The sequence below is a fragment of the Rhodococcus sp. 05-2255-1e genome, assembly GCF_002259025.1.
GTDB lineage: Bacteria > Actinomycetota > Actinomycetes > Mycobacteriales > Mycobacteriaceae > Rhodococcoides > Rhodococcoides fascians.
In genome coordinates, this window is sequence record NZ_NOZE01000046.1 from 24,473 (window position 1) to 49,847 (window position 25,375).

At 64.4% G+C, this 25,375-nt stretch carries 23 protein-coding genes and 1 pseudogene; 15 read left to right on the forward strand and 9 right to left on the reverse strand.

Annotation, left to right across the window (positions count from 1 at the left end; all coding sequences use genetic code 11):
- From CH262_RS25305 to CH262_RS25320, 4 genes are read left to right on the forward strand one after another with little or no spacing between them, the layout of a single operon-like run.
- Positions 1–633 carry a hypothetical protein gene (locus CH262_RS25305; protein WP_094718727.1) on the forward strand — a complete coding sequence of 211 codons (633 nt, stop codon included), beginning with the start codon at positions 1–3 and terminating at the stop codon, positions 631–633.
- Positions 630–1,994: an FAD-dependent oxidoreductase gene (locus CH262_RS25310; protein ID WP_094718728.1), complete on the forward strand. Its 1,365-nt coding sequence runs from the start codon at positions 630–632 to the stop codon at positions 1,992–1,994. The genes CH262_RS25305 and CH262_RS25310 overlap by 4 nt, the downstream gene beginning before the upstream one ends.
- 27 nt (positions 1,995–2,021) lie before the next feature.
- Complete coding sequence (locus CH262_RS25315) at positions 2,022–3,488, forward strand: dihydroorotase (protein WP_094718729.1); 1,467 nt, start codon at positions 2,022–2,024, stop codon at positions 3,486–3,488.
- Positions 3,485–4,675, forward strand: coding sequence for a CaiB/BaiF CoA transferase family protein (locus tag CH262_RS25320; RefSeq protein WP_094718730.1), 1,191 nt, complete (start codon positions 3,485–3,487; stop codon positions 4,673–4,675). Before CH262_RS25315 ends, CH262_RS25320 begins: the two co-directional genes overlap by 4 nt.
- A 40-nt stretch (positions 4,676–4,715) precedes the next feature.
- On the opposite strand, the gene CH262_RS25325 is transcribed toward CH262_RS25320, so the two are convergent.
- Both CH262_RS25325 and CH262_RS25330 read right to left on the reverse strand, forming a co-directional pair.
- Positions 4,716–5,642 (reverse strand): ABC transporter substrate-binding protein, encoded by a 927-nt coding sequence (locus CH262_RS25325; protein WP_052056464.1) that lies wholly within the window; start codon positions 5,640–5,642, stop codon positions 4,716–4,718.
- Between the two features lie 76 nt (positions 5,643–5,718).
- Positions 5,719–8,022 carry an ATP-binding cassette domain-containing protein gene (locus CH262_RS25330; RefSeq protein ID WP_230591011.1) on the reverse strand — a complete coding sequence of 768 codons (2,304 nt, stop codon included), beginning with the start codon at positions 8,020–8,022 and terminating at the stop codon, positions 5,719–5,721.
- 171 nt (positions 8,023–8,193) lie between these two features.
- On the opposite strand from CH262_RS25330, the gene CH262_RS28265 reads away from it, so the two are divergent.
- Positions 8,194–8,658 (forward strand): hypothetical protein, encoded by a 465-nt coding sequence (locus CH262_RS28265; protein ID WP_032375304.1) that lies wholly within the window; start codon positions 8,194–8,196, stop codon positions 8,656–8,658.
- A gap of 4 nt (positions 8,659–8,662) precedes the next feature.
- Here CH262_RS28265 and CH262_RS25340 read toward each other — a convergent pair whose 3' ends face one another.
- Positions 8,663–9,202 (reverse strand): DUF2231 domain-containing protein, encoded by a 540-nt coding sequence (locus CH262_RS25340; RefSeq protein ID WP_032375303.1) that lies wholly within the window; start codon positions 9,200–9,202, stop codon positions 8,663–8,665.
- Positions 9,203–9,289: 87 nt separating this feature from the next.
- On the opposite strand from CH262_RS25340, the gene CH262_RS25345 reads away from it, so the two are divergent.
- On the forward strand, positions 9,290–10,786 hold the full coding sequence (locus CH262_RS25345) for a fatty acyl-CoA synthetase (RefSeq protein ID WP_094718731.1): 1,497 nt from the start codon (positions 9,290–9,292) through the stop codon (positions 10,784–10,786).
- A gap of 5 nt (positions 10,787–10,791) precedes the next feature.
- Here CH262_RS25345 and CH262_RS28270 read toward each other — a convergent pair whose 3' ends face one another.
- The 3 genes and pseudogenes from CH262_RS28270 to CH262_RS28280 form a co-directional block, all read right to left on the reverse strand.
- Positions 10,792–12,435: an HNH endonuclease signature motif containing protein gene (locus tag CH262_RS28270; protein ID WP_032384787.1), complete on the reverse strand. Its 1,644-nt coding sequence runs from the start codon at positions 12,433–12,435 to the stop codon at positions 10,792–10,794.
- Positions 12,436–12,472: 37 nt separating this feature from the next.
- Positions 12,473–12,724, reverse strand: a complete 252-nt coding sequence (locus tag CH262_RS28275; RefSeq protein WP_230073891.1) for a DUF3253 domain-containing protein — start codon at positions 12,722–12,724, stop codon at positions 12,473–12,475.
- 15 nt (positions 12,725–12,739) lie between these two features.
- A pseudogene (locus tag CH262_RS28280) lies at positions 12,740–12,868 on the reverse strand (DUF2256 domain-containing protein); the annotation flags it as partial.
- Between the two features lie 63 nt (positions 12,869–12,931).
- Here CH262_RS28280 and CH262_RS25365 point away from each other — a divergent pair.
- A complete protein-coding gene (locus CH262_RS25365; RefSeq protein WP_094718733.1) occupies positions 12,932–13,498 on the forward strand; it encodes a peptide deformylase in 567 nt (188 codons plus the stop codon).
- 24 nt (positions 13,499–13,522) lie between these two features.
- Here the strand turns inward: CH262_RS25365 and CH262_RS25370 are convergent, their stop codons facing one another.
- Complete coding sequence (locus CH262_RS25370) at positions 13,523–13,855, reverse strand: hypothetical protein (protein ID WP_094718854.1); 333 nt, start codon at positions 13,853–13,855, stop codon at positions 13,523–13,525.
- Between the two features lie 106 nt (positions 13,856–13,961).
- Between CH262_RS25370 and CH262_RS25375 the strand changes: the two genes are divergently transcribed.
- Both CH262_RS25375 and CH262_RS25380 read left to right on the forward strand, forming a co-directional pair.
- Entirely contained in the window at positions 13,962–14,375 is a 414-nt protein-coding gene (locus tag CH262_RS25375) for a DUF6992 family protein (RefSeq protein WP_197077426.1), read from the forward strand.
- A 142-nt stretch (positions 14,376–14,517) separates the two neighbouring features.
- Positions 14,518–15,786, forward strand: coding sequence for a DUF4185 domain-containing protein (locus tag CH262_RS25380; protein ID WP_094718855.1), 1,269 nt, complete (start codon positions 14,518–14,520; stop codon positions 15,784–15,786).
- Here the strand turns inward: CH262_RS25380 and CH262_RS25385 are convergent.
- Both CH262_RS25385 and CH262_RS25390 read right to left on the reverse strand, forming a co-directional pair.
- Positions 15,749–16,372: a hypothetical protein gene (locus CH262_RS25385; protein WP_094718734.1), complete on the reverse strand. Its 624-nt coding sequence runs from the start codon at positions 16,370–16,372 to the stop codon at positions 15,749–15,751. The two genes, CH262_RS25380 and CH262_RS25385, sit on opposite strands and share 38 nt — an antisense overlap.
- Complete coding sequence (locus CH262_RS25390; RefSeq protein WP_256988986.1) at positions 16,369–17,325, reverse strand: hypothetical protein; 957 nt, start codon at positions 17,323–17,325, stop codon at positions 16,369–16,371. The genes CH262_RS25385 and CH262_RS25390 overlap by 4 nt, the downstream gene beginning before the upstream one ends.
- 319 nt (positions 17,326–17,644) lie before the next feature.
- On the opposite strand from CH262_RS25390, the gene CH262_RS25395 reads away from it, so the two are divergent.
- The 6 genes from CH262_RS25395 to CH262_RS25420 all read left to right on the forward strand — a co-directional run bounded on the left by CH262_RS25395 (position 17,645) and on the right by CH262_RS25420 (position 25,302).
- A complete protein-coding gene (locus tag CH262_RS25395; protein ID WP_032364425.1) occupies positions 17,645–18,625 on the forward strand; it encodes an ABC transporter permease in 981 nt (326 codons plus the stop codon).
- Positions 18,626–18,657: 32 nt separating this feature from the next.
- Positions 18,658–19,578, forward strand: coding sequence for an ABC transporter permease (locus CH262_RS25400; RefSeq protein ID WP_032364290.1), 921 nt, complete (start codon positions 18,658–18,660; stop codon positions 19,576–19,578).
- Positions 19,571–21,472, forward strand: coding sequence for an ABC transporter ATP-binding protein (locus tag CH262_RS25405; RefSeq protein WP_094718735.1), 1,902 nt, complete (start codon positions 19,571–19,573; stop codon positions 21,470–21,472). The genes CH262_RS25400 and CH262_RS25405 overlap by 8 nt, the downstream gene beginning before the upstream one ends.
- Before the next feature lie 37 nt (positions 21,473–21,509).
- The gene (locus CH262_RS25410; protein ID WP_032384933.1) at positions 21,510–23,198 is read left to right on the forward strand and encodes an ABC transporter family substrate-binding protein; all 1,689 of its coding nucleotides are present in this window, start codon (positions 21,510–21,512) and stop codon (positions 23,196–23,198) included.
- A 209-nt stretch (positions 23,199–23,407) separates the two neighbouring features.
- Entirely contained in the window at positions 23,408–23,848 is a 441-nt protein-coding gene (locus CH262_RS25415; RefSeq protein WP_141215041.1) for a hypothetical protein, read from the forward strand.
- Positions 23,849–23,937: 89 nt separating this feature from the next.
- Complete coding sequence (locus CH262_RS25420; RefSeq protein WP_094718736.1) at positions 23,938–25,302, forward strand: acetamidase/formamidase family protein; 1,365 nt, start codon at positions 23,938–23,940, stop codon at positions 25,300–25,302.
- Positions 25,303–25,375 lie beyond the last annotated feature (73 nt).

The window sequence follows — 25,375 nt, forward strand, 5'->3', positions numbered from 1 at the left end:
ATGCACCTCTTGGCTTACACCCCGATCGACGTCGACTCGGCCGAACTGGCTCGTCGGCAGCGTCGGTACGACCAGTTGGCCCCGTCCGGCGTCACCGTCGAACTCCGCGACATCGGACCCGACGCGCCCGATGCGCTCGACACAGAATTGGACATCAGACGTTCCGAGGATGTCCTGTCTGCGGCCTTTCATGCTCTACGCGACACCGAAGCAGACGGCTTCCTGCCCGACTGCGTGCTGGATCCGTGCGCAGAGGAAGCGGACTCGTTTGCTGTACCCCTGTACGGATTGACTCGACTGACCGCGTCGTTCCACGCGTCCCAAGGAAGCCGCATCGGCGCTCTGGCCCGAAACGAGGCCATCGCCGCCGAACTGGACCGCAGGCTCGGCTTCTACGGTCTCGTCGCCGAGGCCACTGTTGTTCTGGGACTGGGTGTTCACGACATCGCCGATACTCGGGCGTGGGGACGAGCAGTGTCCGAGCACGCGCGCGAGTTGCACTGCGACGTCGCCATCAACGCCTGTTCGGCAGTCGACCTGACGGATCCTCCGGTGTCTCCGTGGGTAGTGGACCCCACAGCAACGGCGCTACGACTGCTGGGACTTCGCAGCGAATTGAAGGTCCTCGCATGAGCGCGGAGGGCCCCGATCTCGTCGTTGCAGGTGCGGGCGGCGGACTCGTCGCGGCGCTCAGGGCTGCCCAGCTCGGTCTCGACGTATTGGTGGTCGAGGCGAGCGAACACTTCCGGCGCGGCAACAACACGGCGATGTCCACCGCGATGATCCCGGGCGCGGGCTCGCGGTGGCAACGCGACGCGGGAATCGACGACTCACCGCAGCAGTTCGTCGACGACGTGATGCGCAAGACCAAGGGCACAGCCGACGCTCGGTTGGCCACGGCGCTCGCCGACGTCAGCGCTCCCTTGGTGGAATGGTTGGCAGATCATCTGGATCTTCCGCTGGCGTTGGTGACCGACTTCGCGTACCCGGGGCACTCCCGATTACGTTGTCACACAGTCGAAGGCCGACACGGTAGCGCGATGCTCGATCACCTCGCCCGTGCTGTGGCGGCCGAGCCTCGGATCGACATGCTGGTTCCGGCGCGCCTCACCGATGTGTCGGTCGACCTCGGCGGTGGAGTGGACGCGGTGACTGTCACGCTGCCCGACGGCAACACCGAGGTCATCCCTACTCGCGCAGTACTGTTGGCCACCAACGGATACGGCGCGAACGAGGCTCTCGTGGAGCAGCACGCTCCGGAAATATCGTCGGCGCGGTACCACGGCAGCGAGCACTCCACCGGAGATGCTCTCGCCATCGGGCGCAAGCTGGGAGCGGATGCGGCGTACCTCGACGCCTATCAGGGGCACGCGGCACTGTCGAAGAAGGCGACGACGCTCGTCGGCTGGGCCACTGTGATGCACGGCGGAATCGTGCTCGACGCAACGGGCCGCCGATTCGGTGACGAAACTACCGGCTACTCCGAATATGCCGCCGCTCTCGCGGCTCGGCCCGGATCCGAGGGCTGGGTCGTCATCGACAGGGAGGTCTACGACAAGTGCCTGTCGTTCAAGGACTTCGAGCAGACGGTGGCCTCCGGTGCGGCAGTGTGGGCCGATGACGCTGCAACTCTGGCCGACGCGACCGGCCTGCCGGCCGAGGCGGTGGCAGAAGAACTCGCGGCTGTGGCAGGGTATGCACAGGGCGACGTGCCGGATCCGTTCGGCCGCAGCTCTTTCGAGCACACCCTGACCGAACCGTACGCGGCCATCAAAATCGTCCCCGCGTTGTTTCACACGCAGGGCGGCCTCGTCGTCGACGAGAACGCGCGAGTACTGCGGCCCGACGGGTCTGCAATCGACGGACTGTTCGCCTCCGGCGGTGCGGCAATGGGCATTTCGGGCCACGGGGCCGCCGGTTATCTGGCGGGCAACGGGTTGTTGCCCGCGCTCGGGCTTGCGTACCTCGCGGCCAGTTCTCTCACAACTTCCTAACTAGTGAAAAATCTCGAAAGGACAATCATGTCAACGTTGTTGATCACCAATGCCCGCGTCGTGCGACCGGGATCGGCCGCTCCCGACGAGGGGGAGTTCCTCGACCTTCTCATCGAAGACGGCAAGTTCACCCGCATCGAAGCGGGAATCGATGCTGCCGGAATCGACACGGTCATCGACGCCGCAGGCAAGGTTGCGTTCCCCGGAGTGGTCGACGCGCATCAGCACTGGGGTATCTACAACTCACTCGGTGAGGACGCCGAGATCGAGTCGCGGGCCTGCGTGCAGGGCGGCGTCACCACCTCGCTGTCCTACATGCGTACCGGGCAGTACTACATGAACACCGGCGGCTCCTACGCCGACGTCTTTCCGACCGTGCTCGAGGCCACCGAGGGCCGACCGTACGTGGACTACGCCTACCACCTGGCACCGATGTCCAAGGGTCACATCGACGAAATCCCGGCACTTATCGCCGAGCACGGCGTCACCTCGTTCAAGATCTTCATGTTCTACGGCAGCCACGGCCTGCACGGGCGCTCGACCGACCAGAGCGAGTTCCTGATGACGCCCAAGGGCGAGCGTTACGATCTGGCGCACTTCGAGTTCGTCATGCGCGGAATTCAGGCTGCGCGAGAACAGTTCCCGGACAAGGCCGATCACATCTCGCTGTCGCTGCACTGCGAGACCGCCGAAATCATGAGTGCGTACACCAAGATCGTCGAAGAAGAAGGCACACTGCAGGGACTGGCCGCCTACAGCGCGTCACGGCCACCGCACTCCGAGGGCCTCGCCGTCACGATCGCGTCGTTCCTGGCCGACGAGACGCAGCTGCCAAACATCAACCTGCTGCACCTGTCCTCGCGCAAGGCGCTGACGGCGGCAATGCGGATGGCGAAGGCCTTCCCGCACGTGAACTTCCGTCGTGAGGTGACCATCGGGCACCTCTTGGCAGATATCGACACTGCCTACGGGCTCGGCGGCAAGGTCAACCCGCCGTTGCGTCCTCGAGACGACGTCGAAGCGTTGTGGGAGCACCTGCTGGCCGGCGATATCGACTGGGTCGTCAGCGATCATGCGTGCTGCAAGGACGAGAAGAAGTTCGCCGAGGACCGCGGCGACATCTTCGCCGCCAAGTCCGGCTTCGGCGGGGCCGAGTACCTGCTCCCCGGTTTGGTCAGCGAAGGCCGCAAACGCGGGCTGAGCTGGCGCCGGATCGCCGAGCTCACGTCCCTCAACCCGGCGTTGCGCTACGGCCTGCCGGGCAAGGGCGACATCGCCGTCGGGATGGATGCAGACCTCGCGCTGGTCGACCCCGATCACACCTGGACCGTGAGCCCCGAAGACTCCGAGTCGGCCCAGGAATACACGCCGTTCCAGGGCTTCGAACTCGGTGCCAAGGTGACCGACACGTTCGTCCGCGGACAGCGTGTGCTTGCTGACGGTGCCGTCTCCGGCGCGCCCGCCGGTCGCTACCTGCACCGCCCGTACCTGTGACGGGGCCGCTCGAGGGCGTCAAGGTACTCGATATCTCGACGATCCTCGCCGGGCCGCTCGTCGCGCAGATCCTGGGTGATTTCGGTGCCGAGGTCATCAAGATCGAGCACCCGACGAAGCCCGACGGGATGCGGGGACACGGTCTGGACAAGGACGGACACCCGCTGTGGTGGACGATGATCAGCCGCAACAAGCGGACGATGACGTTGAATCTCGGCAACGAGCGCGGAGCGGAGATCTTTCGGCGTCTCGCGGCAGAGGCCGATGTGGTGGTCGAAAACTTCCGGCCGGGCACACTCGAGCGCTGGGGGCTGGGATACGACGTCCTGTCCGAAGTGAACCCCGGCCTGATTCTGTTGCGTGTCACCGGTTTCGGGCAGACCGGGCCGTATTCCACCAGGCCCGCATTCGGAACACTCGTCGAGTCGATGAGCGGCTTCGCCCACCTGACCGGTGAAGCCGACGGCCCGCCGACGCTCCCCGCATTCGGGCTCGCCGATTCCCTCGCCGGAATAGCGGGCTCGTCGGCGGTGTCCATGGCATTGCTGCATCGCACCAACAACGGCGGCAAGGGGCAGGTCATCGACCTCGACCTGTTGAGCCCGATCATGGCCGCGGTGGGCCCGGGCGTCATCTACGCCGACCAGTTGGGTATCGACCAGGAGCGCACCGGAAACAGGTCCAGCAACAACGCACCACGCAACCTGTACAAGACGGCGGACGGCCATTGGCTGGCGATCTCCACGAGCGCCAATTCGATAGCCGAACGCGTCCTGGTGCTGGTGGGTCACCCCGAGGTGCTCGACGAACCCTGGTTCGCGACCGGCCGGCAGCGCGCCGCGCACGCGGATTTGTTGGACGATTACGTCGGGGGCTGGATCGCCGAGCGGACGCGGGACGTCGTCATCGACGAGTTCGAGAAGGCAGGTGCTGCAGTCGCTCCCGTGTACAAACCCAGCGAACTGCTGTCGGATCCGCAGGTCAATGCCATCGAGATGGTGACGACCGTGGAAGACGACGATCTGGGGCCGGTCCGTATGCAGAATGTCATGTGGCGGATGGGCGGTAGCCCCGGCCGAATTCGGCACACCGGTCGACGGCACGGGGCCGATACCGACGTCGTACTGTCCGAACTCGGCTGTACGGCGGACGAGATCGAGGCCATGCGACGCGACAGCGTGGTGTAGATCGATCCCGCGGTAGCGGGTGTCGGAACGCTGCGGCGGGTCAGGCGGGGAGCTGTCGAATCACCGAAGCGACGGCCTCTGCCTGGTCTGCGATACGAGGGCCCCATCGACTCGACAGGTCCTCGTCCATCGGGAAGATCCGGCCGTCGCGGACGGCGGTCATCGATCCCCAACCCGGTCGCGACGAGACGGAAGCGGATGTGACGCCACAGCATTGGGCGTCGGCAAGAAACACCACATCCGGGTTCGACGTGATGACGGCCTCGGCGGCGAGCTGCGGGTAGTCGCCGGCGTCGGAACCGTCGGCGATGCTGGTGAGTCCGAACAGACCGTAGATCTGCCCGACGAAGCTCGCACTCGTCACCGTGTACAACGTGTCGTCGAGTTCATGGAAGTACGTCAGCGGCGCCTCGCGGGTCGGGACGCTCGCGACGGCTGCATCGATCCGGTCACGAGTCCGGGATACGACGGCATCGCCGTCGGCGTCGTGGCCGGTGGCGTCCGCGACGCGCTCGATCTGCGAGTAGGCATCATCGAGGCTCGTCGCGGCAGGCAGCACCAGCGTCGGAACGCCTGCCTCGGCCAGTGTCGACGTCACGAGGCCCAGGTCGGTGGAGGCGATCACCAGATCGGGGTCGTACGCCACGATCGCTTCGAGGCTCGGGGTGAACGCCGACAACCCTGTCTTCGGAGCATCGGCGGGGAAGTCCGATTGATCGTCCACGGCCACCACCTGGTCGCCCGCCCCGACGGCGTACAGCGTCTCCGTCGCCGTCGGGCTCAGCGACACGATCTTCTGCGGAGCAGCGTCGATGGTGACCGAGCCGCCGTCCGAGCCGGATGTGATCGTCCTCGGAAACTCGCCACTCGCCGCGGGTGCCGGATCGGCGGCGGGTGGCGCGTCCGTTTCCGTGGTGCTGCATCCCGCCGCTACGAGCGCGACGACCGCGAACCCGGCTGAGATCATTCGTGCCGATCGACGCTGCACTGCCACTCCTGTGTTGTCCGGTGTCTCTTCGAACGCCAACACTATCGGGGAGCGGTCAACGCCCCAGGCTCCGTGCCAAGTACCTACCGGTGTGGGTGTCCGAGGCCACCAGCTCGTCGACCGTGCCGGTGAAGGTGATCAGCCCGCCGTTGTGGCCGCCGTCGGGACCGAGATCGATGATGTGATCCGCCGCGGCGACGACGTCGAGGTTGTGTTCGATGACGATCACCGACCTGCCCTCGTCGACCATCCCGGACAGCAACGCAACCAAGTTCGACACATCCGACGGGTGCAGTCCCGTCGTCGGTTCGTCGAGCACCAGCACCGAAGACGACCCGATCAGCTCGGTGGCGAGTTTGAGACGTTGCCGTTCGCCGCCGGACAGGGACGACAAGTTCTGGCCGAGCGAGAGATAGCCGAGTCCGACGTCCCGGCAGCGGCGCAGAATGTCTCGAATCTTCTTGACCTCGAGGAAGTCCTGCGCGTCCTCGACGGACATCTCGAAGATGTCGGCGATGCTGACGCCGTCGACGGTGTGTCGGATGGCCCCGGAGCGAAAGCGCCTGCCCTGGCACGTCTCGCAGGTACTCGTCACGGGATCGGTGAATCCGAGTTCGATGAAGATGACACCGCTGCCCTGGCAATCGGGGCACGCGCCGTCCGAGTTGGGGGAGAACAGCGACGGCGGTTGCCCGGTCTTCTTGGCGAAGTACGCGCGGATCGGATCGAGCAGACCGGTGTAGGTCGCAGGGGACGAACGGCGTGAGCCCCGGATCGGTGCCTGGTCGATGACAACGGCGTCGGGCGCGGCCTCGCGCAGATGACCGTGGATGAGGCTCGACTTTCCGGAACCGGCGACACCGGTGACGGCTGTCAGTACGCCGAGCGGGATGTCGACGCTGACGTCGCGCAGGTTGTGGGTTGTGGCACCGGAGATGCTCAGCCAGCCCGAAGGCGCACGGGGAGTGCGTATCTCGGCGTCATCACGCCGGAGCGCGGAGCCGGTCCTGGTGTCGGCTCGGCGGAGTTCGTCGAAGGTTCCCTCGAACACCACTGTGCCACCGGACTTTCCGGCACCGGGTCCGATCTCGACGATACGGTCGGCGATGGCCATCACCTCGGGGTCGTGCTCGACGACGAGGACGGTGTTGCCCTTGTCGCGCAGCGCGAGCAGCATGTCGTTCAGGCGGTGGACGTCGCGAGGATGCAAACCGGTCGTCGGTTCGTCGAAGACGTAGAGCATGTCGTTCAGCGTGGCTCCGAGGTGTCGGACCATCTTGATGCGCTGGGATTCACCACCCGAGAGCGAGGACGTCGCACGGTCCAGGCTCAGGTAGCCCAGGCCGAGATCGACGAGCCTGGTCAACTGCGTGACGATTTCGGCGGTGACGGAGTGCAGGCCCTTGATGTCCCATTGTTCGATACGGTCGGCTAGTTCGGAAACCTGCATGGCGAACGCGTCGGGCAGGGACAGTCCTTCGAGAGTGGCACCGCGGATGGTGTCGTTGTAGCGGGAACCGCCGCAGGCCTCGCAGACGCCGCGCGTGACGATGCGCTCGAACGCGGCTTTCGCCTTGCCCTTGAGCGCATCTGCGTCCTTGGCGAGGTAGCTTCGGCGGAACCTCGACACGATGCCCTCGTAGCTCTTCATGACGGTGTCGGGATTGGTCACCTCGACCTCGCCGGGCTTGGCGTCGAAGAAGAGGTGACGCTCGCGCGCCGAGTACTGCTCGATCGGGACGTCGAGATCGAACAGGCCCGAGTCGGCGAACACCCGGTACGGCCATTTGCCGACCTCGAAGTCGGGATGCTTGAACGGGCCCTCGCGCAACGACTTCGACTCGTCCACCAGTTCGCCGAGGTCGACGACCTTTGCCTCGCCGAGCCCCTCGCATTCGAGACACATTCCGGCGGGGTCGTTGAACGAGAAGGCGTTGGCGTAGCCGATGCTCGGCGTGACGGCGCGGGACCACAGCATGCGCAGCCAGTCTCCGATGTCGGTGATGGTGCCGACCGTCGACCTCGGGCCACCGAACAGTCGCTTCTGATCGACGATGACGACGGCCGACAGGTTCGCGATCAGATCTGCATCCGGTCGGCCGTAGGACGGTAGGAACGTCTGCGCGAACGCGGTGAACGTGGAGTTGATCTGCCGCTGGGCCTCGGCGGCGATGGTGTCGAACACCAGTGACGATTTGCCCGACCCGGAGACGCCGGCGAACACGACCAGCGAGCGTTTCGGCAGATCCAGGTCGACGTCGCGCAGATTGTTCTCTCGGGCTCCGCGCACCACGATCGTGGACAGTTCTCGTTCGGGTGTCGTTCGTTCGTCGGCAATCATCGGCTGGACTGCGTTCATCGCTTTGGCCACCTTTCGCTGCCCCGACGATGGTTCGTCCTGGGCCGACGCAGTCTACCGTACAGCGTACGGAAAAGGTGTGAGACGCTTTCGGAGTAACAGACTCCTTGGTCTGGCGATGTCATATGCGCATCGACCGACGGTGAGCGTCGGTCCTACCGAGAGGTTTTCATGTCGAGCAATACCCGGTTCACCGTGCGATCGGCCATCGTGCTTGCGATGTCCGCTGTGGCCCTTGCGGGCTGCGGATCGGATAGCCCGAGTGAGTCCGATGTCCGAACCGAGGTCCGTACGGTCACGGTCGAGGCGACCGCAGCCGCGCCGACCTCGGCCGTCAGAACCGACGACCCGAATGCCGCCGCGTCCGAGCCCGTCGTATCCGAATCGACCGCGCCGGCGCCGGCCCTCGTCGCAATGCCTCCGGTTGTGTGTATGAATCTGCAGTCTGCGCAGAACGCGATCCAGGCGGCCGGTGTCTTCTACTCCCGCAGCGCTGACGCGTCGGGGGAGGGCCGGATGCAGGTCAACGATTCGAACTGGATTGTCGTCGAACAAGATCCGACTCCCGGTGTCCTCATCGGCGAGGGCGAAGCCGTGTTGTCGGTGGTCAAGATCGGAGAACCGAACAACTGTTGACGGGTCAGCTCGGCAGGCGGTGTCGAGCTTCGGACTCGGCCTCGCTGCCGGGGGTGCTGTAGGCGAGGTGCCCGCCGACGAGTCCGCCGAGTCCTGCGGCTGCGAGGCCCGCCGCCGCCAGAGCTTTGGCGACTCCGTCGGTCTGCTTCCGGCGACGGAGGTAGGAGCCCAGAAAGAGGAACACGCCGGTCGCGTTCGAGGCCGCGTGGATGATGCCGACCCGCCGCTGCACAGTGTTCATCGTCGACCAGTCGGCCCATCCGGTCGCTATCGCCGGAGGCGCGGACGCGAGACCCAGCGCGACGACAATTTTGGCTGCCCTGGACTGGTTCTTGACGAGATCGAGCGCGACTGCGCTGGTCCAGCTGCCGATGGTCACCGTCACCAGCGCAGGGTGGATGGGGTGCCCGATCCACCGGCCGTGCAGCGCTGATCCCACGGCACTGTCCGCTACCGCAGGTGCAAGTACGCCATGGATCGCGTCGCTGGGTCCGTCGAGAAACGAGGCAGTCTCGAGACTGTCGAGTGCTTGTTTGATTGTCATGCAACACCGAATGCCCCGTGATCGGCGAGCGAACCATCGACGTCGAAGTCGAGGCAAAAAGCTTGGACGCCCTATAACGTCGTTGTCATGACGAACGGCACCCGAGTCAGCACCGTCGACGGCGTTCTGCGCAGGTCGGCGGCGAAATTTCCCGACCGTCCGGCTGTGACGTTCGAAGGCCGCAGCCATAGCTACCGCGAGCTCGACACTGCCGTGACGCGGGTCGCCCGTCGGTTGATCGCGATGGGCTTGGACAAGGGTGACCGGGTGGCGGCGTACGGCGTCAACTCCGACGCGTACGTGGTGGCATTTCTTGCCTGTGCGCGAGCAGGATTGGTGCACGTGCCCATCAACTACGCACTCGTGGGCGACGAGCTGCTGTATCTGCTCGATCAGTCGGGCGCACGGGTAGTGCTCGTCGACCCGGAATTGTCGAACACGCTCGATTCCGTTCGGAGCGGTACCGCCGTCGAGTTCGTGGTGTCGCTTCCGGATCTGCTCGACCCTGCCGGGGATGGTTCGGTCCTCGAGCCGGCCGCGGACTCCGCGGACCTGGCGCAGTTGCTCTACACCTCCGGCACGACGTCGAAACCGAAGGGCGCGATGATGTCTCACGGCGCGCTCGTTGCCGAGTACGTCTCGTGTGTGATCGCTCTGGGGTTCACTGAAGACGACGACCCGCTGTTGGTGATGCCGATGTACCACTCGGCGGGGATGCACGTGTTCATGCTGCCGTATCTGTCGGTCGGGGCGACCGTGCGACTGATGCGCAAGCCCGACGTCGCGGAGATTCTGCGGCGGATCGAGGACGAGAAGATCAAGTCGTTGTTCCTGGCCCCGACGGTGTGGGTTCCGCTCGCCAATCACCCCGACCTAGATTCTCGTGATCTGTCGTCGTTGAAGAAGGCGCAGTACGGGTCGTCGATCATGCCCGTCACCGTGTTGACCCGGCTGCGTGAGCGATACCCGGACATCGAGTTCTACAACTGCTTCGGGCAATCCGAAATCGGTCCGCTGGCAACGGTTCTGCAGCCGTCCGAGCACGAGGCCAGACCGGCGTCGTGCGGTCGTGCGGTGTTCTTCGTCGAGACCCGCGTCGTCGACGCGGACGGTAACGATGTGCCGGACGGTGAGCCCGGTGAGATTCTCTACCGCTCGCCTCAATTGTGCGACGGTTACTGGGACAAGCCGGAGGCGACGGCGGATGCGTTCTCGGGTGGGTGGTTCCATTCGGGTGATCTGGTGACTCGGGACGCCGAGGGGTTCATCACGGTCGTCGACCGGATCAAGGACGTCATCAACACGGGCGGAATTCTGGTTGCTTCTCGTGAGGTCGAGGACGTGATCTACACCCACCCCGCCGTTGCCGAGGTGGCGGTCATCGGGACTCCGGACGACAAGTGGATCGAAGCGGTGACTGCTGTCGTCGTGCTCAAGGACGGAAGTGAGGTGTCGGCGCAGGAGTTGATCGACCACGTGAAGGGCAGGATCGCGCCGTTCAAGGTGCCGAAGACCGTCACTTTCCTGGACGAGTTGCCCCGCAACCAGAGCGGAAAGTTGCTCAAGCGCGCGTTGCGCGCCTGAGTTGTTCAGGCTGCTCGCTGTTTTCGTCGGTGGTAGCTGGGGAGGGGCTGCTGTCTGGGGTCGACGGATTCGGGTGGGATGGCGTAGGGGTGTCCGTCGTCGCCCATGATGAGCTGCCAGTCGCCGTGGTGGACGAGGCGGTGGCATTCTCCGCAGACCAGCGCGAGGTTGTCGAGGTCGGTGCGGCCGCCGTGTTCCCAGAATCTGATGTGGTGGGCTTGGCACCACTGGGCTGGGCGGCCGCACATGACGCAGCAGGTGTCGCGGATGGTCAGGGCGATGCGTTGGTCGTCGCTGGCGAGTCTGGTGGTTCGTCCGAGCGCGAGTGGTACGCCGTGGTGGTCGACGATGACGGGGGTCAGGTCGGCGTCGCAGGTGACGAGTTCGGCGAGGAAGCGGCTGATGGGGCCGGTCCAGTCGAGGTGGAACGGCCATTCCGCGTCGCCCGGCTTGGGGACAGACTTCTGCCCGCCGTTACTGTCGCCGCCACGACGGGCCGCGGCATCGCCGCGAGGACCAGCGTCGCCCGGCTCGGACACAGATTCTTGCCCGGCACCACCACATCCGGATGTCGCATCGCCGCGAGCAGCGATATCCCCTCGAGCCACTCCATCCGGATGCGAGCCGTTGCTGTCGCCGCCGTTCGAGGAGCTCTTCGCGACCGAACCCGTGTCGACCGAATCCGTTGCGGTGCTGCCCGTTTGCGTGTTTCCGCCGTGGGCGAGCAAGTCCCGCAGGGGGACGATCAGGTGCACCGACGCCCGCGACCCAACCGCCGACCCACGAGTGCTGCCGCGGAGGTGTCGGTCGAGGATCTGATCGAGTGCATCGGCCCGGCGCTTCGACGGGCTGCGTGGGTCGCGCTCCCCGCCGGGACCTGGTCGCGGTGCCGTCAACGGCGACAGAGCGGTGAGCAGCTTCTCGGCGAGCAACCGGTCGATGTCGCCACCGAACTGGAAGCGGCCGTTGGCCAGAGGGTGCACGTCGAACCGGTTCAGTGCCGGGTTTTCCGACACCGGTCGCGGTGCGGGCGGCGGCGGAACAGGCTCGGGCGCAGGCGGTTCCGGATCCGGTGTCGGGTCGCCGTGTCGGTCGGAGGACGTGGCGGTGTCGGCGGCGCGACGCTCCTGTTCCTGCTGTTCTTGCTCTCGGCGTTGTTTCTCGGCTTTCGCGTGTCGCGCTCGGGCGTCGTCCGCGGCCGCATGCGCCAAAGCCTGCGCGCGGGAGGTCACCTGCCCCGCGGTGTTGCGCATCGCGGTGTCGAGCAATTCGTCGACAATTCCGTCGCGGCGGTCCTGATCCAACGTCGGGTCGGCCACCAGCACGACGTCGTATCCCTCAGCGATGGCGGCGGCGTGAGAGGCATGGATCCGGCCATCGGCGAGGGCGTCGAGCACCGTGGGGTGATCGAACAGCCAGTACCCCAGTGCGTTCTGGCGGGCGGCTGACCCGTCGGTGATCCGCACCGACTTCGCGTACCAGCGGGTGACGGACGAGTGCCCGAGTTTCATCGCTAAACCGCGGCGGTCTATCTCGGCGAGCAACATCAATCTCTGTGCTGCGAGGGCGTTTTCGAGGGAGTTCACGTCAGCAAGCTCGGAGACCAACTCCTGGTCCCCGAGCCCGAACACATCCCCCCATGTCTTCACACCACGAAAGCTATACCCACCCACCGACAGGTTTCCGTCAACGCTTCCAGCGGATCCGGATCGGTCCTTTTGCGGTCGAGGGATCTATGACCGACCCCTTCTGGGTGATCTCGACTTCGCCGGCGTCGACCATACGTCGGGCCGCGCGGCGAACGGGCTCCATCAAGTCGCGCCAGTCGTCGTCGGACAGGGCTCGTGCGACGTCCGAGGGGCAGATCGTCGCGTCGCGTGATCGGGCGTCGAGCAAGGATCGGATTTTGTCTTCGAGTTCCTTGTCGGTTGCACTCACTTTGCGCCGCCGGCAGGTGTCGCTGCAGTACTTGACGTCATCCCAGTTCTTCTCCCATTTCTTGCGCCACTCGATCCGCCGACCGCACGACGCGCAGACCTTGTCTGCGGGGTGCGCGGTGGAGGTACGACGGGAGTGGGCCACAGATCGACAGTAACCTCGTTGCCCAGGGCTCCGCCGTCCTCGGAGCGAAACTATCCTGTTTGCATGGCGATTCGACCGATCCTGGTTGCCGGTGATCCCCGGCTGACAACTCCGGCAACTCGCGTGACGGTGTTCGACGACGAGCTCGCAGCGCTGGTCGAGGAGATGTTCGAGACCAATACGGCTGCACCCGGTGCGGGCCTGGCGGCCAACCAAATAGGCGACCCACGTTCGGTCTTCGTTTACGACCTGCGGGACGGTGGGGTCCGTCACCGCGGACACGTGATCAACCCGGTGCTCGAGACCTCAGGGATTCCGGAGACAATGCCCGACCCGGACGACACCGAGGGATGCCTGTCCGTGCCGGGGGAGCTGTTTCCGACCGGGCGTGCTCAGTGGGCCCGTGTCACAGGTGTCGATGTGGAGAACAACCCGGTGACGGTGGAAGGCACGGGTTATCTGGCGCGGTGTTTGCAGCACGAGTCCGACCATCTGGCCGGGCTCCTCTACCTCGACCGCCTGCTCGGCCGCCATCGACGTGCGGCGAAGAAGATGATCAAGGAGAGGGGGTGGGTCGGGCCGGGCAACAGTTGGTTGCCTGGGGCCGACGCGCATCCGCTCGGACTGTGATTGCGGCTGTGCCCTATCCGACTGTCAGAACGGGTTGTAAACATAGAGCGTCCGGTAATCCCATTCCGACGATCCGGAGGGGATTCGGATCTCGGCGAGCACGTGGCCGTTCTGGGAGCATGATCCGCGGGCGTGGAACGACCAGCAGTCGATTTGCCGGCCGGTACCGAAGGGGCTGATGATCAGCGACTTCTCGCTCGCGCTGCCGTAAGCTGCGGGGTCGAATGCGCTGACGAAATTCGCGGTGGAGTCCTTGGGGCCGAACGGGTTGTCGTCGGGTGCAGCGGATGCCGTCGGCGCGGCGAGCACTGCTACGCCGATCGTCAGTGCAGCGCCTGCGAGGATCTTCTTCAGCATGGTGACTCCGTTCGTTTCGAGCACGAATACCCGGTGCTCGGTGATCGGCAGCAACGGACCGCGCGTTACGGGTCGCCCTCGGCGTCGAGCCCGGCACACTGGAGCGATGACTCGTATGGAAGCTCCCGCCGTCGCCCAACTACTCGGTCGGCGTCTCGCCGTGTGGGGCGGTGTGAGTGTGCTTGCCGGAACGGTGTTGGCGGTGCGCGGCTCGTCGCCTGCCCGTCGTGCATTCGGTCAGCAGACCGCGGGTTGGGGTGCGATCGATGTGGCGATCGCAGGGGCGGGAGCGCTCAATTCCTCGGTCCCGACGTCGAAGAGTCTGAGCAAGTTGCTGTGGATCAATGCGGGGCTCGATGTTCTCTATGTCGCGGCCGGTGCGCACATCGCCGTCCGGAAGCCCAGCTTCGGCCGTCGAATCACCGCTGACCAGGCAATCGGTCACGGAACGGCGGTCGTCGTGCAGGGCGCTGCCCTGTTCGCACTGGATACGACTCACGCGCGCATGATTGCCGGCTAATCACACGAGTGTCATTCTCGCCGTAGGCGTTTTGTCAAGTACCGACACGCCCAATTTGTTGCGCGATCAGTAGATTTGCGTAACACTCGTCCCATCAGTCACATCAGTATCGTGGGTCACGCGGGAAACGGTGGGTTCGTCCATGCGCTTACGTAGTCGGCAGATCGCTGTTGGGGCTGTCCTGGCACTGGCAGTGAGCGGGCTGAGCGCATTGACTGCGCCGACCGTCTCTGCAGAACCGTGCGGCGGCCTGGGTGGGCCGGGCTCCTCACCGCTGTTCGGTTCGTCGGGCAGCGCGGGAATGTCGGGCAAGAACCCGCAGGGACCGCAGGGTCCTCTGCCGCGCATCACCGGGAACAGCCAGAGCATCGCCTGGGTCACCGGTCCGCAGAGCGTGAACGACACCTACGACAACCTGGCGATGTCCGGAACCGACCTCGGTATCACCTGGGACAACGGTGCGGGCCAGATCTTGATGGCGTTCGGTGACACGTTCGGTGATTGCTCCTCCGGCAATGCCCAGTGGCGCAGCAATGCACTCTTCCGCTCGGACAAGGCGTCGACGAACCTGTCGCAGGGCATCACGATCGGTCCGGCCGACCCCGCGAATACCACCTCGGGTGCGGTTGTCAGAGCGAACAATCCGCGTTACGCCGCCGAGATCATCTCGAGCGCGAAGCTACCGAGCGTCGAGGACACGACCATCCCCACGGCGGCTATCGCGATCGGCAGCACCCAGTACATCAACTACATGTCGGTGCAGAGCTGGGGCACACCCGGTCGCTGGATCACGAACTACTCGGCGACGGCCAAATCGATCGACAACGGCCAGAATTGGACGACGGATCCCAAGACGATCCGCGTCAACAAGGGTGTCACGATCCCGGGCTTCACCAACGTCCACGAAAGCCAGGGCAAGTTTCAGCAGAGCGCCTACGTTCTGGGACAAGACGGTCGGTACCTGTACCAGTTCGGTACTCCCAACGGACGATTCGGTGACGCGTTCGTTTCCCGAGTCGCGTCGGCCGAAATCGAGAATCTCGACGCGTACGAGTATTCGACGCAAGATCCCGATCCGGCCAAGCAATGGTCCAAGAACGTCGGCGACACCGTGGCCGTGGTGAAGGGCCCGGTCAGCGAGATGTCGGTGGCGTGGAACGACTACCTCGGCCGGTACGTCATGATGTACGGCAACGAGAACAACCGGACGCTGGTGGCGCGCACGGCGGAAAACCCGGAGGGGCCGTGGAGCGAACCGAGGACGATTCTCGACGCCAACCAGACGGCAGGCGGCATCTACGCGCCGTTCATTCACCCGATGTCGAGCGGAAAAGACCTGTACTTCACGGCTTCTCGTTGGTCCGATTACAACGTCATGCTTCTGAAGACGAACCTCGACGCGTTGAAGTGACGCGTCCGGTGGCAGCGTCGAGGTAGGCGTCGACGTCCATGTCGACTCCTGCGGACAGCAGTCCACGCCGGATCGTCGAGAGATACTTGCTCGACGGTTCGCCGTGCTCTCGCACGATCGAACTAGTCAGCGTGAAGGCGGGCTGGTGCTCGATGTTCGGAAGCCGGAGCAACGCATCGTATTTCCCGCGATAGGCTTCACCGAGGCGGTCGATGTCGAGTGCGGCCCACTCGCCGATGCTCAGTGATTCCACAACCGAGATATCGACGGAATCGACCACGTTCTCCACTGCGGCAACATGCGCCAACCGCGCGCCGTCGATCAGGTATCCGTGCGCCAGTGACGGTTCGGCGGGATCGGTCGTCAGTGACACGAAGGCCGACGCCCCGGTCCACCGTCGGGACACGCCAGCGAAGTACAGGGCGTGATCGATCCACAACCAGCGTTCCGCCTCGACCGCTGCCGACGAGGGTGCCGGTGGATGCGCCCCGAACTCCGATCCGTCCTCGGAGCCCGTCAGATAGACGGAGAACCTCTCTCGCAACAGGTTCGAGCCGTATGCGACGTACCAGAGGCGGTCGGTCACTCGGCCTCGAACAGCTGCCGATACGCCTCGGCGAGTAGGTCGGCCGCGAGGTCGTTGTTGTGTGCCGCTGCGCCCGTTGAGTTTCCGGACCGCATCAGCCGCGCGTTGAGGCCGTACGCGAGATCGTCGAACGTGTCGTCGTCGATACCGAGGTCGACGTCCACGTCTTCTTCCAGCAACGCGCCGAGGTCGATCGACCACGACCAGACCCGCTCCTCTCGGTACGGTCCCCGTCCGGCGCTGACGGTTTCGTTGGAGACCTCGAGTTGCTCGTCGGTCCGGTCGCGCGGAACGTTGGTGTTGATGCGCAGGTCGAGTTCGATCGTGTCGTCGTCGTGCACGATTTCGTCGACTCGCAGGGTCTCGAAGCCGCCGCACGTCAGCGTCAGCAATCGTCGCGGACCGGTGTCGTCCTGTACGTCGGACAGAGCGGCTGTCTGCCAGAGGTATTTCGCGGTATTGGCTGGGTCGGGGATCGACGAGTTGATGTAGTCGGCCACGATGCTGCGGATGGCGGGGTACGCGATGTGGTCGGACAGTTCCCAGAATTGGCGACGACTGCGTCCTACGGCCGCGTCGAGGAGCGTCGTGCGCTTGGCTCGTTCTTTGGGCAGTGCCGTCTTCACTCCCGGAGTTTCGCCGATTGCGGTGGGCTCCGACGGGCGTTGTCGCAGGGGGTGGAGCTGGGACACGAGATCGGTGAGCTGCTCCAGACGATCTGCGGCACCGGGTGCAACATCGAGGGCCTCGATGTCTGGCCATATCTCGCGGTCGGCTTGCACTCGGGCCGCGAGTGATTCGGAGTAGCCCACGAAGGCCGCGTTGTCTGCGAAATGCAGAACGTAGAGTCCGTTTCTGTAGTCCTTGGCGGCGAAGATCGTGGCAATGGCCCCGGAATCGGTGACGTCGAAGCGTTCGAGGGCGAATCCGTCGGGTGTGGAGTCTGTCGGCATGGCAGTGAATCTACCGACGCGTGCGAGCACCGCCTATTCGTCTCCTGTCCGCATTGTCGCGAATGCGTCCGCCGAGCCGATGAATTAGGCGACCCTACGAGTGCGAGGTCGTCAGACTCGTTCTGCGACCGATGATTCCGCATTGTCCGAAGTGTCGGTAAGAGTTTCTCAACCGTCGTCGAAATACGAATTCCTGGTGCTATCTTGAGGATTGTCCGTTTCCACCGCTAACGAAACACGCAGGAAACAAGCGGTGTGAACAATGCCGAGAGCAGTGCCGTCGGGCACGGCCGTGGTGCTCGATGGAAGGTGGTTGCGCGTGGGCGGTTATCTCGCACGCAGGTTGCTGAACTACGTCGTCCTGCTGATCATCGCGACGTTTCTCACGTACTTGCTGGCCTCGCTCACGTTCGATCCATTGTCGAATCTGCTCAGCCGCAACCCGCCGCCGTCGGATGCTGTACTCGACGCCAAGCGTGCGGCACTGCACCTCGACGACAATCCGGTATTGCGGTATCTGAAATGGCTGTGGGCGGTCCTGCACGGAGACTTCGGGCAGACCATCGCTGCAGGCTCGGTCAACGACGAACTGTGGCGACGCATCCTGGTCTCGCTGCGGTTGGTCGTGCTCGGCACCGTCCTCGGTGCGGTACTGGGAACCCTCGTCGGTGCGTACGGTGCCGTCCGGCAGTACAAGATCTTCGACCACGTCGCAACGGTGGTGACGTTCATTCTCATCAGCACCCCGATCCTGGTTTTGGCCCCGGTGCTCAAGTACCTTGCTGTGCAGGTCAATCAGAGCACCGGCAGTCAGTTCTTCCAGTACACCGGTGAAACGTCGACGACGCTCGCCCCCGGTCTGATGAACGAAATTGTCGACCGCGCGCAGCATCTGCTGCTGCCGACCGTCGTCTTGATGCTGTTCACCATCGGTGGGTACAGCCGGTACATGCGCAGTTCGATGCTCGACGAGCTGAACATGGACTACATCCGTACTGCCCGCGGCAAAGGACTCACGCGCGGGCGCGCAATCTTCAAGCACGGCTTCCGTACTGCGTTGATCCCGATGGCCACACTGTTCGCATTCGGTATGGGTGCGGTGATCACCGGCGCGACGTTCACCGAGCGCGTGTTCGGCTGGTACGGCATGGGTGACTGGCTGATCTACGGCATCACCAGTCAGGACATCAACATCACGCTCGCGGTCTCGCTCTTCACTGCGCTGTCGGTCCTGGTTTCCGGAATGTTGACCGATATCTTCACTGCTGCTTTGGATCCGCGCGTTCGCTACGCGGACTGACCCACCACTTCGAGTAGAGGAAAGGACCGGCGATGGCGACACCTGTGGTTCCCGAGATCGCTGCGGTCGAGGGCCCGATCGACTCGTCTGCCCCGATCACGCGTCGGCGGTTGGTGCTGCGCCGGTTCCTGCGTAACCGGCCGGCGCTGGCGGGCATCGTGGTCCTTCTCGCGATGTTCGTCGGCGCGTTCGTGCTCCCGCATTTCATCCCGTTCACCTACGAGGAACTCGACGCGTACGCGCTCAACTCGCCGCCGACCACACGACACTGGTTCGGCACCAATCAGATCGGCCAGGATGTTCTGGCTCAGACGCTGCGCGGTCTGCAGAAGTCGCTGATCATCGGCATGCTCGTCGCGCTCATTTCCACGGTGCTTGCCGGCGTCGTCGGCGCGGTGGCGGGGTACTTCGGCGGTTGGACCGACCGCGCGCTGATGTGGGTCGCCGATGTATTGCTCGTCGTACCCAGCTTCCTGGTGATCGCTATTTGCTCTCCGTTGTTCCGCGACAAGAGCTTCTTCATCCTGGTGCTGCTGCTCGCGGCCTTCGCGTGGATGATCACCTCACGCATCATTCGCGCGATGACGCGGTCCCTACGTGAACGCGAATTCATCCGCGCCGCAAAGTACATGGGCGCAACACCGAGCAGCGTGATCGGCAAGCACGTGCTGCCGTCGATGGCCTCCATCCTCATCGTCGACGTCACGCTCAATGTGGGTATCGCCATCATCGGGGAGGCATCGCTGAGCTACTTCGGCTTCGGTGTCCAGCGACCCGACGTCTCGCTCGGCACGCTGATCGCAGACGGTACGTCGTCCGCGTTGACGTATCCGTGGCTGTTCGCATTCTGCTGTGGCGCACTGGTATTGATCGTGCTGGCGACGAATTTCGTCGGCGACGGTCTGCGCGACGCATTCGATCCGAACTCGACGAGGGGACAGGCACGTGGCTGAGACAGTGCCGGTGTTGAAGGTCAGCGGACTCGAGGTCAGCTTTCCCAGCGAGGAGGGGCGCGTCACCGCGGTGCGAGGCTTGGACTACCAGGTCGACAAGGGCGAGGTCATGGCCATCGTCGGCGAGTCCGGCTCGGGCAAGTCGGTGTCGTCCCTCGCGGTCATGGGTTTGCTCCCGGAGTCCGCACGTGTCACCGGATCCATCGAGCTGAACGGGCGACAGTTGCTCGGCTTGTCCGACCGCGAAATGTCGCGTGAGCGTGGACGTTCGGTGGCGATGATCTCGCAGGATCCGCTGACGGCGTTGACGCCCATCTACCGCATCGGCGACCAGATTGCCGAAGCGATCTCTGTGCACAACCCGTCGCTGAGCAAGGCGAAGGTCCACGACCGCACCCTGGAACTGCTCGATCTGGTCGGCATCGCCGATCCGAGAACACGGGCAAAGTCCTACCCGCACGAGTTCTCCGGGGGAATGCGCCAACGCGTCGTCATCGCGATGGCTATCGCGAACGATCCCGATCTCATCATCGCCGACGAGCCGACCACGGCCCTCGACGTGACGATCCAAGCCCAGATCCTGGATCTGCTGCGCACGGCCCGCGACGTCACCGGCGCAGGCGTCGTGTTCATCACCCACGACCTGGGAGTCGTTGCCGGCGTTGCCGACCGGGCCATGGTCATGTATGCAGGTCGCGCTGTCGAGACAGCTCCGGTCGACGAGTTGTACGCGCACCCGTCGATGCCCTACACCGTCGGCTTGCTCGGCTCCGTCCCTCGCCCGGATCGTCCTGCGCAGGAGCGGCTGGTGCCTATCGAGGGCACGCCGCCCGCTCTGGTGAATCTCCCGACGGGATGCCCCTTCGGGCCTCGGTGTCCGTTGCACACGGAGGCCTGCGACGAAGGCGAACCGCCGTTGGTTCAGGTTGCCCCGAATCACAGCGCGGCGTGCATCCGCATCGACGCGGCGACGGCCGAGTCGGTGGAGGCCGAGTTCGAGAGTGCCCCACGGTCGGAGGCCCCGGCAGAGCTCGTGGTGACGGTGTCCAAGGACGCTCCGGTGCTGTCGGTGACCGATCTGCACAAGAGCTACCCCATGTTCAAGGGTTCCGTGCTGCGTCGTCGGGCCGGGGAAGTGCCTGCCGTGCAGGGCATCAGCTTCGATTTGCATGCGGGGTCCACGTTGGCGATCGTCGGTGAGTCCGGGTGCGGAAAGTCCACGACTCTCCTCGAGATCATGGAATTCGTGAAGCCGCAGCAGGGTTCGATCAAGATCAACGGCGTCGAGCCCTACAGCCTGAGCCGCGCCGAGCAACGAAAGTTGCGCGCCCACATCCAAATCGTGTTCCAGGATCCGATGGGCTCGCTCGACCCGCGCATGCCGGTGGGGGAGATCATCGCCGAGCCGCTGAAGATCAACGGCGTCCCGGTCGACGAGCGAACCCGCCGAGTTCGAGAACTGATGGACACCGTCGGGATGCGTCCCGAGCTCGCGGATCGGTATCCCACCCAGTTCTCCGGCGGGCAGCGCCAACGAATCGGCATTGCACGGGCTTTGGCGCTGAAGCCGTCGATCCTGGTGCTCGACGAGCCCGTGTCTGCTCTCGACGTGTCGATCCAGGCGGGTGTGCTCAACCTGCTGCAGGATCTGCAGGAGGAGCTCGGTCTGGCGTATCTGTTCGTCTCGCACGATCTTTCGGTGGTGCGTCACCTCGCCGACGAAGTAGCGGTGATGCGCAACGGTGTGTTCGTCGAGAAGGGCCCGACGGAGCTGATCTTCGACGCACCGAAGGACCCGTACACGCGGGCGCTGCTCAAAGCCATCCCCATCCCCGATCCCGTGCTCCAACGAGCCCGAATCGCCGAGGCCGCAGCACTGGCCGACGCCATCTGACCCTGCAGGTTACGTGCACACTGAGAAAGGTGAATTGATGAGAGCCAAGCTATTTCGGGCACTGGTCCCGATCGCGGTGGCCGTGACCACTGTGGGACTGGTGGCGGGGTGCAGCTCGGGTGACACCGGGCCGAACGCCGATGCGCCCGCGTCCTTCGAGAGCGGAGCGCAGATCAACCCGCATCCCATCAGCGATCTCCAGCAGGGCGGAAATATGAACTTTCCGCTCTCGCAGGTGCCGACCAACTACAACTACTACCAAATCGATGGCACGACGGTCGATGCGGCACGGTACTACCTGGCATTGATGCCGAGAGCATTCAATGCTGCAGCCGATGCAAGCCTGACGGTCGCGACGGATTTCTTCACCGACATCACCGAGTCCGAGGTCGACGGCAAGCAGGTCATCACGTACAACATCAACCCGAAGGCCAAGTGGAGCACCGGGCGTCCGTTGGACTACACAGACCTCGTGGCAACGTGGACTGCCAACAACGGTAAGGATCCGGCCTACGAGGCGTCCAGCACCGCTGGCTGGGACAAGGTCGAGTCCGTCGTCCGCGGCGAGAACGACCAGCAGGTCATCCTGACCTTTGCCGAGAAGTTCGGTGACTGGCGGTCGTTGTACGAGCCTCTGATGCCGGCTGAGTCCATGGCCAGTGTCGACGCATTCAACACCGGATCTGTGAGCACGATGCCGGCCACCGCAGGGCCGTTCCGTATCCGGACCATCGAGCCCGGTGGCAAGCGCATTGTCGCCGAACGCAACCCGGACTGGTGGGGCGAAAATCCCGCGGTGCTCGACACCATCACGTACCTGCCACTCGATTCGACAGCGTCCGTCGGCGCGTTGCAGAGCGGCGAGATCGACTACTACGAACTGGGCAGCAGCGCAGATGCGTTCAAGGTTGCCCGCGGTATCCCAAACGTCGACCTGCGGCAGAGCCTCGGGTCTCAGTACCGCCACTTCGACTTCAACGGTGCTCCCGGACGCATCACGTCCGACAAGGCGGTACGGCTGGCTCTGATGAAGGCGATCGACCGCGACTACCTGGCCACCTCGCAGCTGGGCCAGATCACCTCCAACCCGACTGTGCTGAACAGTCATATCTACGTCGACGGACAGAAGGGCTACCAGGCCAACAACGGCGACATCACGTTCGATCCGGAGAAGGCGAAGTCCGAACTCGACGCGGCCGGCTGGACGATGAACGGTGAGTTCCGCTCGAAGGACGGTCAGCAGCTCGATCTGCACGACATCATTCCGGCCGATACCCCGAATGCGACGCAGGAAGCGCAGATCATCCAGCAGAACCTCAAGGCTGTCGGTGCCAATCTCATCATCGATGCAGTGCCGTCGGACGACTTCTTCGAGAAGTACATCCTGGTGGGTGCCTTCGACGTCACCCACTTCACCTGGGAGGGAACGCCGTACACGTCCAGCAGTGACGGCATCTTCCGTTTGACGCCCGGCAGCACGCTGCAGAATTACGGCCAGGTCGGGTCCGAGGAGATCAACGGACTACTCGACAAGGCTGCGGGCGAGCTCGACGACGAAGCACGTATCGCCGACTACAACGAGGCGGACAAGGCGATCTGGGCCGAAGGCCACAGCCTGACGCTGTTCCAGCGTCCGTTCACCTACGCGACGAAGTCCAATCTCGCCAACTTCGGCGCTCCAGGATTCGGCGACATCGACATGTCGAAGGTCGGGTTCCTGAAATAGACAACGGGCTCGAATATCCGGTCGGTGTCGCGGCAATCACGCTGGTTGTCGCGGCATCGACCGCTGTCTACACCCCGCTCGGCCTGGTGGTTGCGCTCGTCGTTCTGATCTGGACGGGTTGGTCTGTGGCCTCGGCCTTGTTGGCCGGACGATCCGCAGCGCGGTCTCGGGATCGAATCTCCGTGCGTCGTGTTCGGTTTCAACACCGCATGCGTTCGCGCGGGTATGTGGAGGTTCAGGAGGGCGCCGGGCGGGCCTGGTATCCGGTGTACTTCCACACCGGTCTTCTCGGATTGGTCCCCGGCGCCGAAGCGAAGGTCGGTAGGTCGTTTCTCGGACACCGCGCTTTCGTCGTCGAACCGGGGATCGTTGCGTTGCCCTCCGGTCGGCGGCGATCGACCTTACCGCCGGGAACACCTCTCGATGCCCCGCGCCTCAACGACGCCGATCTGCGCAGGCGCAGCGCCAGATTCGGTTCGCTGCGTCGTCGGATCATGCTCGACGCCCCCGCAGCGGTGGCCGGCCCGTTCATCGGGCTGCTGTGGTTGATCGTCGACGGTGGGGGCTTTGCACAATTTCTGGCGGTGAGTCTGTTGGCAGCTGTCACCGCGATCTGGTGGTCGGCGATCGCCGGCAGCGACCCCAGTTGAGTCGCTGAGCAATTCGCGTGACGCGCGTTCGTAACTGCTGAGAAACACCCCTGATCTACGTTCGAGATTCGGACAATTCAGGAGGCAGTATGGCGCAGTCGATGGCAGAGCACGCAGCGGAAACTATCAGCAAAGGAATCGGCCGACGCGGCTTCATTCGGGCGGTGGCAGCGATGAGCGCAGGGGCTGGTTTGGCCTCGACAGCTGCGTGTTCGACGTCTTCGACCACTACGGCGTCAACAAGCTCGTCGGCTCCGGTAGCGCCCGCGGGTGCCATTCTAAACCCAGGATCGGGCGACATTTCGGGGGACCACTACCTGAGCTCGGAGGTCGACAAGGTTCTGTGGGGTTACGTCCCGACCGTCGAATCGGCGTCGGTACTGCAGATGAAGTCCGGCGAGACTGTCACCATCGATGCGCTCAGCCACGAGGGCATTCTCGAAGACCAGGGCCGCGATCCCGTCGAATTCTTCGGCGGCAAGGGCGTTTCGGAGTCCGACGTCCTCCAGGACGCCATCGACATCGCCGGCGGATACGACAGGACGGTACGCAACTTTGACGTCGACGGACCGCACGTCGTGACCGGCCCGGTGTTTGTCGAAGGTGCGCAGCGCGGCGATGTGCTCAAGATCGAAACTCTGGAGGCCGTTCCGCGGGTGCCGTACGGCGTGGTGTCGAGCAGGCACGGCAAGGGCGCGCTTGCAGTTACGGCGTCCGGCAAGGCACCGGCGGGCATCAGCCTTGATGAAGTCATGCCGCCGATCGGAAGCGACGGCAGGAAATCGGGTGCCCCGACGCAGTACGGCAATGTATCCACGTTCACGGCCGTCGAGGACGGACAGGGCGTGATGCGGTACGGCGATGCGGCCGTGCGCTTTCCGCTGCGCCCGTTCATGGGCATGATGGGCGTGGCGTTCGCCAGCGACCCAGGTCTGACATCCCCGAATGCCAACTCGATTCCCCCGACGCTCGGCGGCGGCAACATCGACGTCGGTCTGCTCGGCGTCGGCTCGACGTTCTACCTTCCCGTGTTCGCGGAGGGCGCGTTGTTCTACGTCGGCGATCCGCACATGGCGATGGGTGACGGTGAGGTGGCCCTCACTGCGATGGAGGGGTCTCTGCGCGGCACATTCCGCCTTACGGCCTGCAAGGCGGGCAGCGGTGACGCGCCGTCTGTCGCGTACTCGTATCCCTTTGCCGAGAACGAGAACTCGTGGATTCCGATCGGCCTGTCAGATCCGGACGGGGCCGTCGGCGGCCAGAGTTCGGACCTGAACGCGGCGATGCGTCGGGCTGTGGTCAATGCTCTGGACTTCTTGGAGACCGATCTCGGCATGGACCGGGCGACGGCGTATGCGTACTTGTCCGCTGCCGCGAACTTCACCGTCTCGCAGGTGGTCGACAAGACCGTCGGCGTGCACGGACAGATCTCGAAGGCGCACTTCGACCGGTAGGAGTGCGCCTGCGGCGCAGTGGTGCGGGTAAGTGCCTCTGCGGGCACATAATCACGCCACTGCGCGTAGCGCA

What these genes read in the sequence shown, in the direction of transcription:
- CH262_RS25305 (WP_094718727.1), top strand. Translation starts at nt 1, where the DNA reads ATGCACCTCTTGGCTTACACCCCGATCGACGTCGACTCGGCCGAACTG.
- CH262_RS25310 (WP_094718728.1), top strand. Translation starts at nt 630, where the DNA reads ATGAGCGCGGAGGGCCCCGATCTCGTCGTTGCAGGTGCGGGCGGCGGA.
- CH262_RS25315 (WP_094718729.1), top strand. Translation starts at nt 2,022, where the DNA reads ATGTCAACGTTGTTGATCACCAATGCCCGCGTCGTGCGACCGGGATCG.
- CH262_RS25325 (WP_052056464.1), bottom strand. Translation starts at nt 5,642, where the DNA reads ATGATCTCAGCCGGGTTCGCGGTCGTCGCGCTCGTAGCGGCGGGATGC.
- CH262_RS25330 (WP_230591011.1), bottom strand. Translation starts at nt 8,022, where the DNA reads ATGAACGCAGTCCAGCCGATGATTGCCGACGAACGAACGACACCCGAA.
- CH262_RS28265 (WP_032375304.1), top strand. Translation starts at nt 8,194, where the DNA reads ATGTCGAGCAATACCCGGTTCACCGTGCGATCGGCCATCGTGCTTGCG.
- CH262_RS25340 (WP_032375303.1), bottom strand. Translation starts at nt 9,202, where the DNA reads ATGACAATCAAACAAGCACTCGACAGTCTCGAGACTGCCTCGTTTCTC.
- CH262_RS25345 (WP_094718731.1), top strand. Translation starts at nt 9,290, where the DNA reads ATGACGAACGGCACCCGAGTCAGCACCGTCGACGGCGTTCTGCGCAGG.
- CH262_RS25365 (WP_094718733.1), top strand. Translation starts at nt 12,932, where the DNA reads ATGGCGATTCGACCGATCCTGGTTGCCGGTGATCCCCGGCTGACAACT.
- CH262_RS25370 (WP_094718854.1), bottom strand. Translation starts at nt 13,855, where the DNA reads ATGCTGAAGAAGATCCTCGCAGGCGCTGCACTGACGATCGGCGTAGCA.
- CH262_RS25375 (WP_197077426.1), top strand. Translation starts at nt 13,962, where the DNA reads ATGACTCGTATGGAAGCTCCCGCCGTCGCCCAACTACTCGGTCGGCGT.
- CH262_RS25380 (WP_094718855.1), top strand. Translation starts at nt 14,518, where the DNA reads ATGCGCTTACGTAGTCGGCAGATCGCTGTTGGGGCTGTCCTGGCACTG.
- CH262_RS25390 (WP_256988986.1), bottom strand. Translation starts at nt 17,325, where the DNA reads ATGCCGACAGACTCCACACCCGACGGATTCGCCCTCGAACGCTTCGAC.
- CH262_RS25400 (WP_032364290.1), top strand. Translation starts at nt 18,658, where the DNA reads ATGGCGACACCTGTGGTTCCCGAGATCGCTGCGGTCGAGGGCCCGATC.
- CH262_RS25410 (WP_032384933.1), top strand. Translation starts at nt 21,510, where the DNA reads ATGAGAGCCAAGCTATTTCGGGCACTGGTCCCGATCGCGGTGGCCGTG.
- CH262_RS25415 (WP_141215041.1), top strand. Translation starts at nt 23,408, where the DNA reads ATGCGTTCGCGCGGGTATGTGGAGGTTCAGGAGGGCGCCGGGCGGGCC.
- CH262_RS25420 (WP_094718736.1), top strand. Translation starts at nt 23,938, where the DNA reads ATGGCGCAGTCGATGGCAGAGCACGCAGCGGAAACTATCAGCAAAGGA.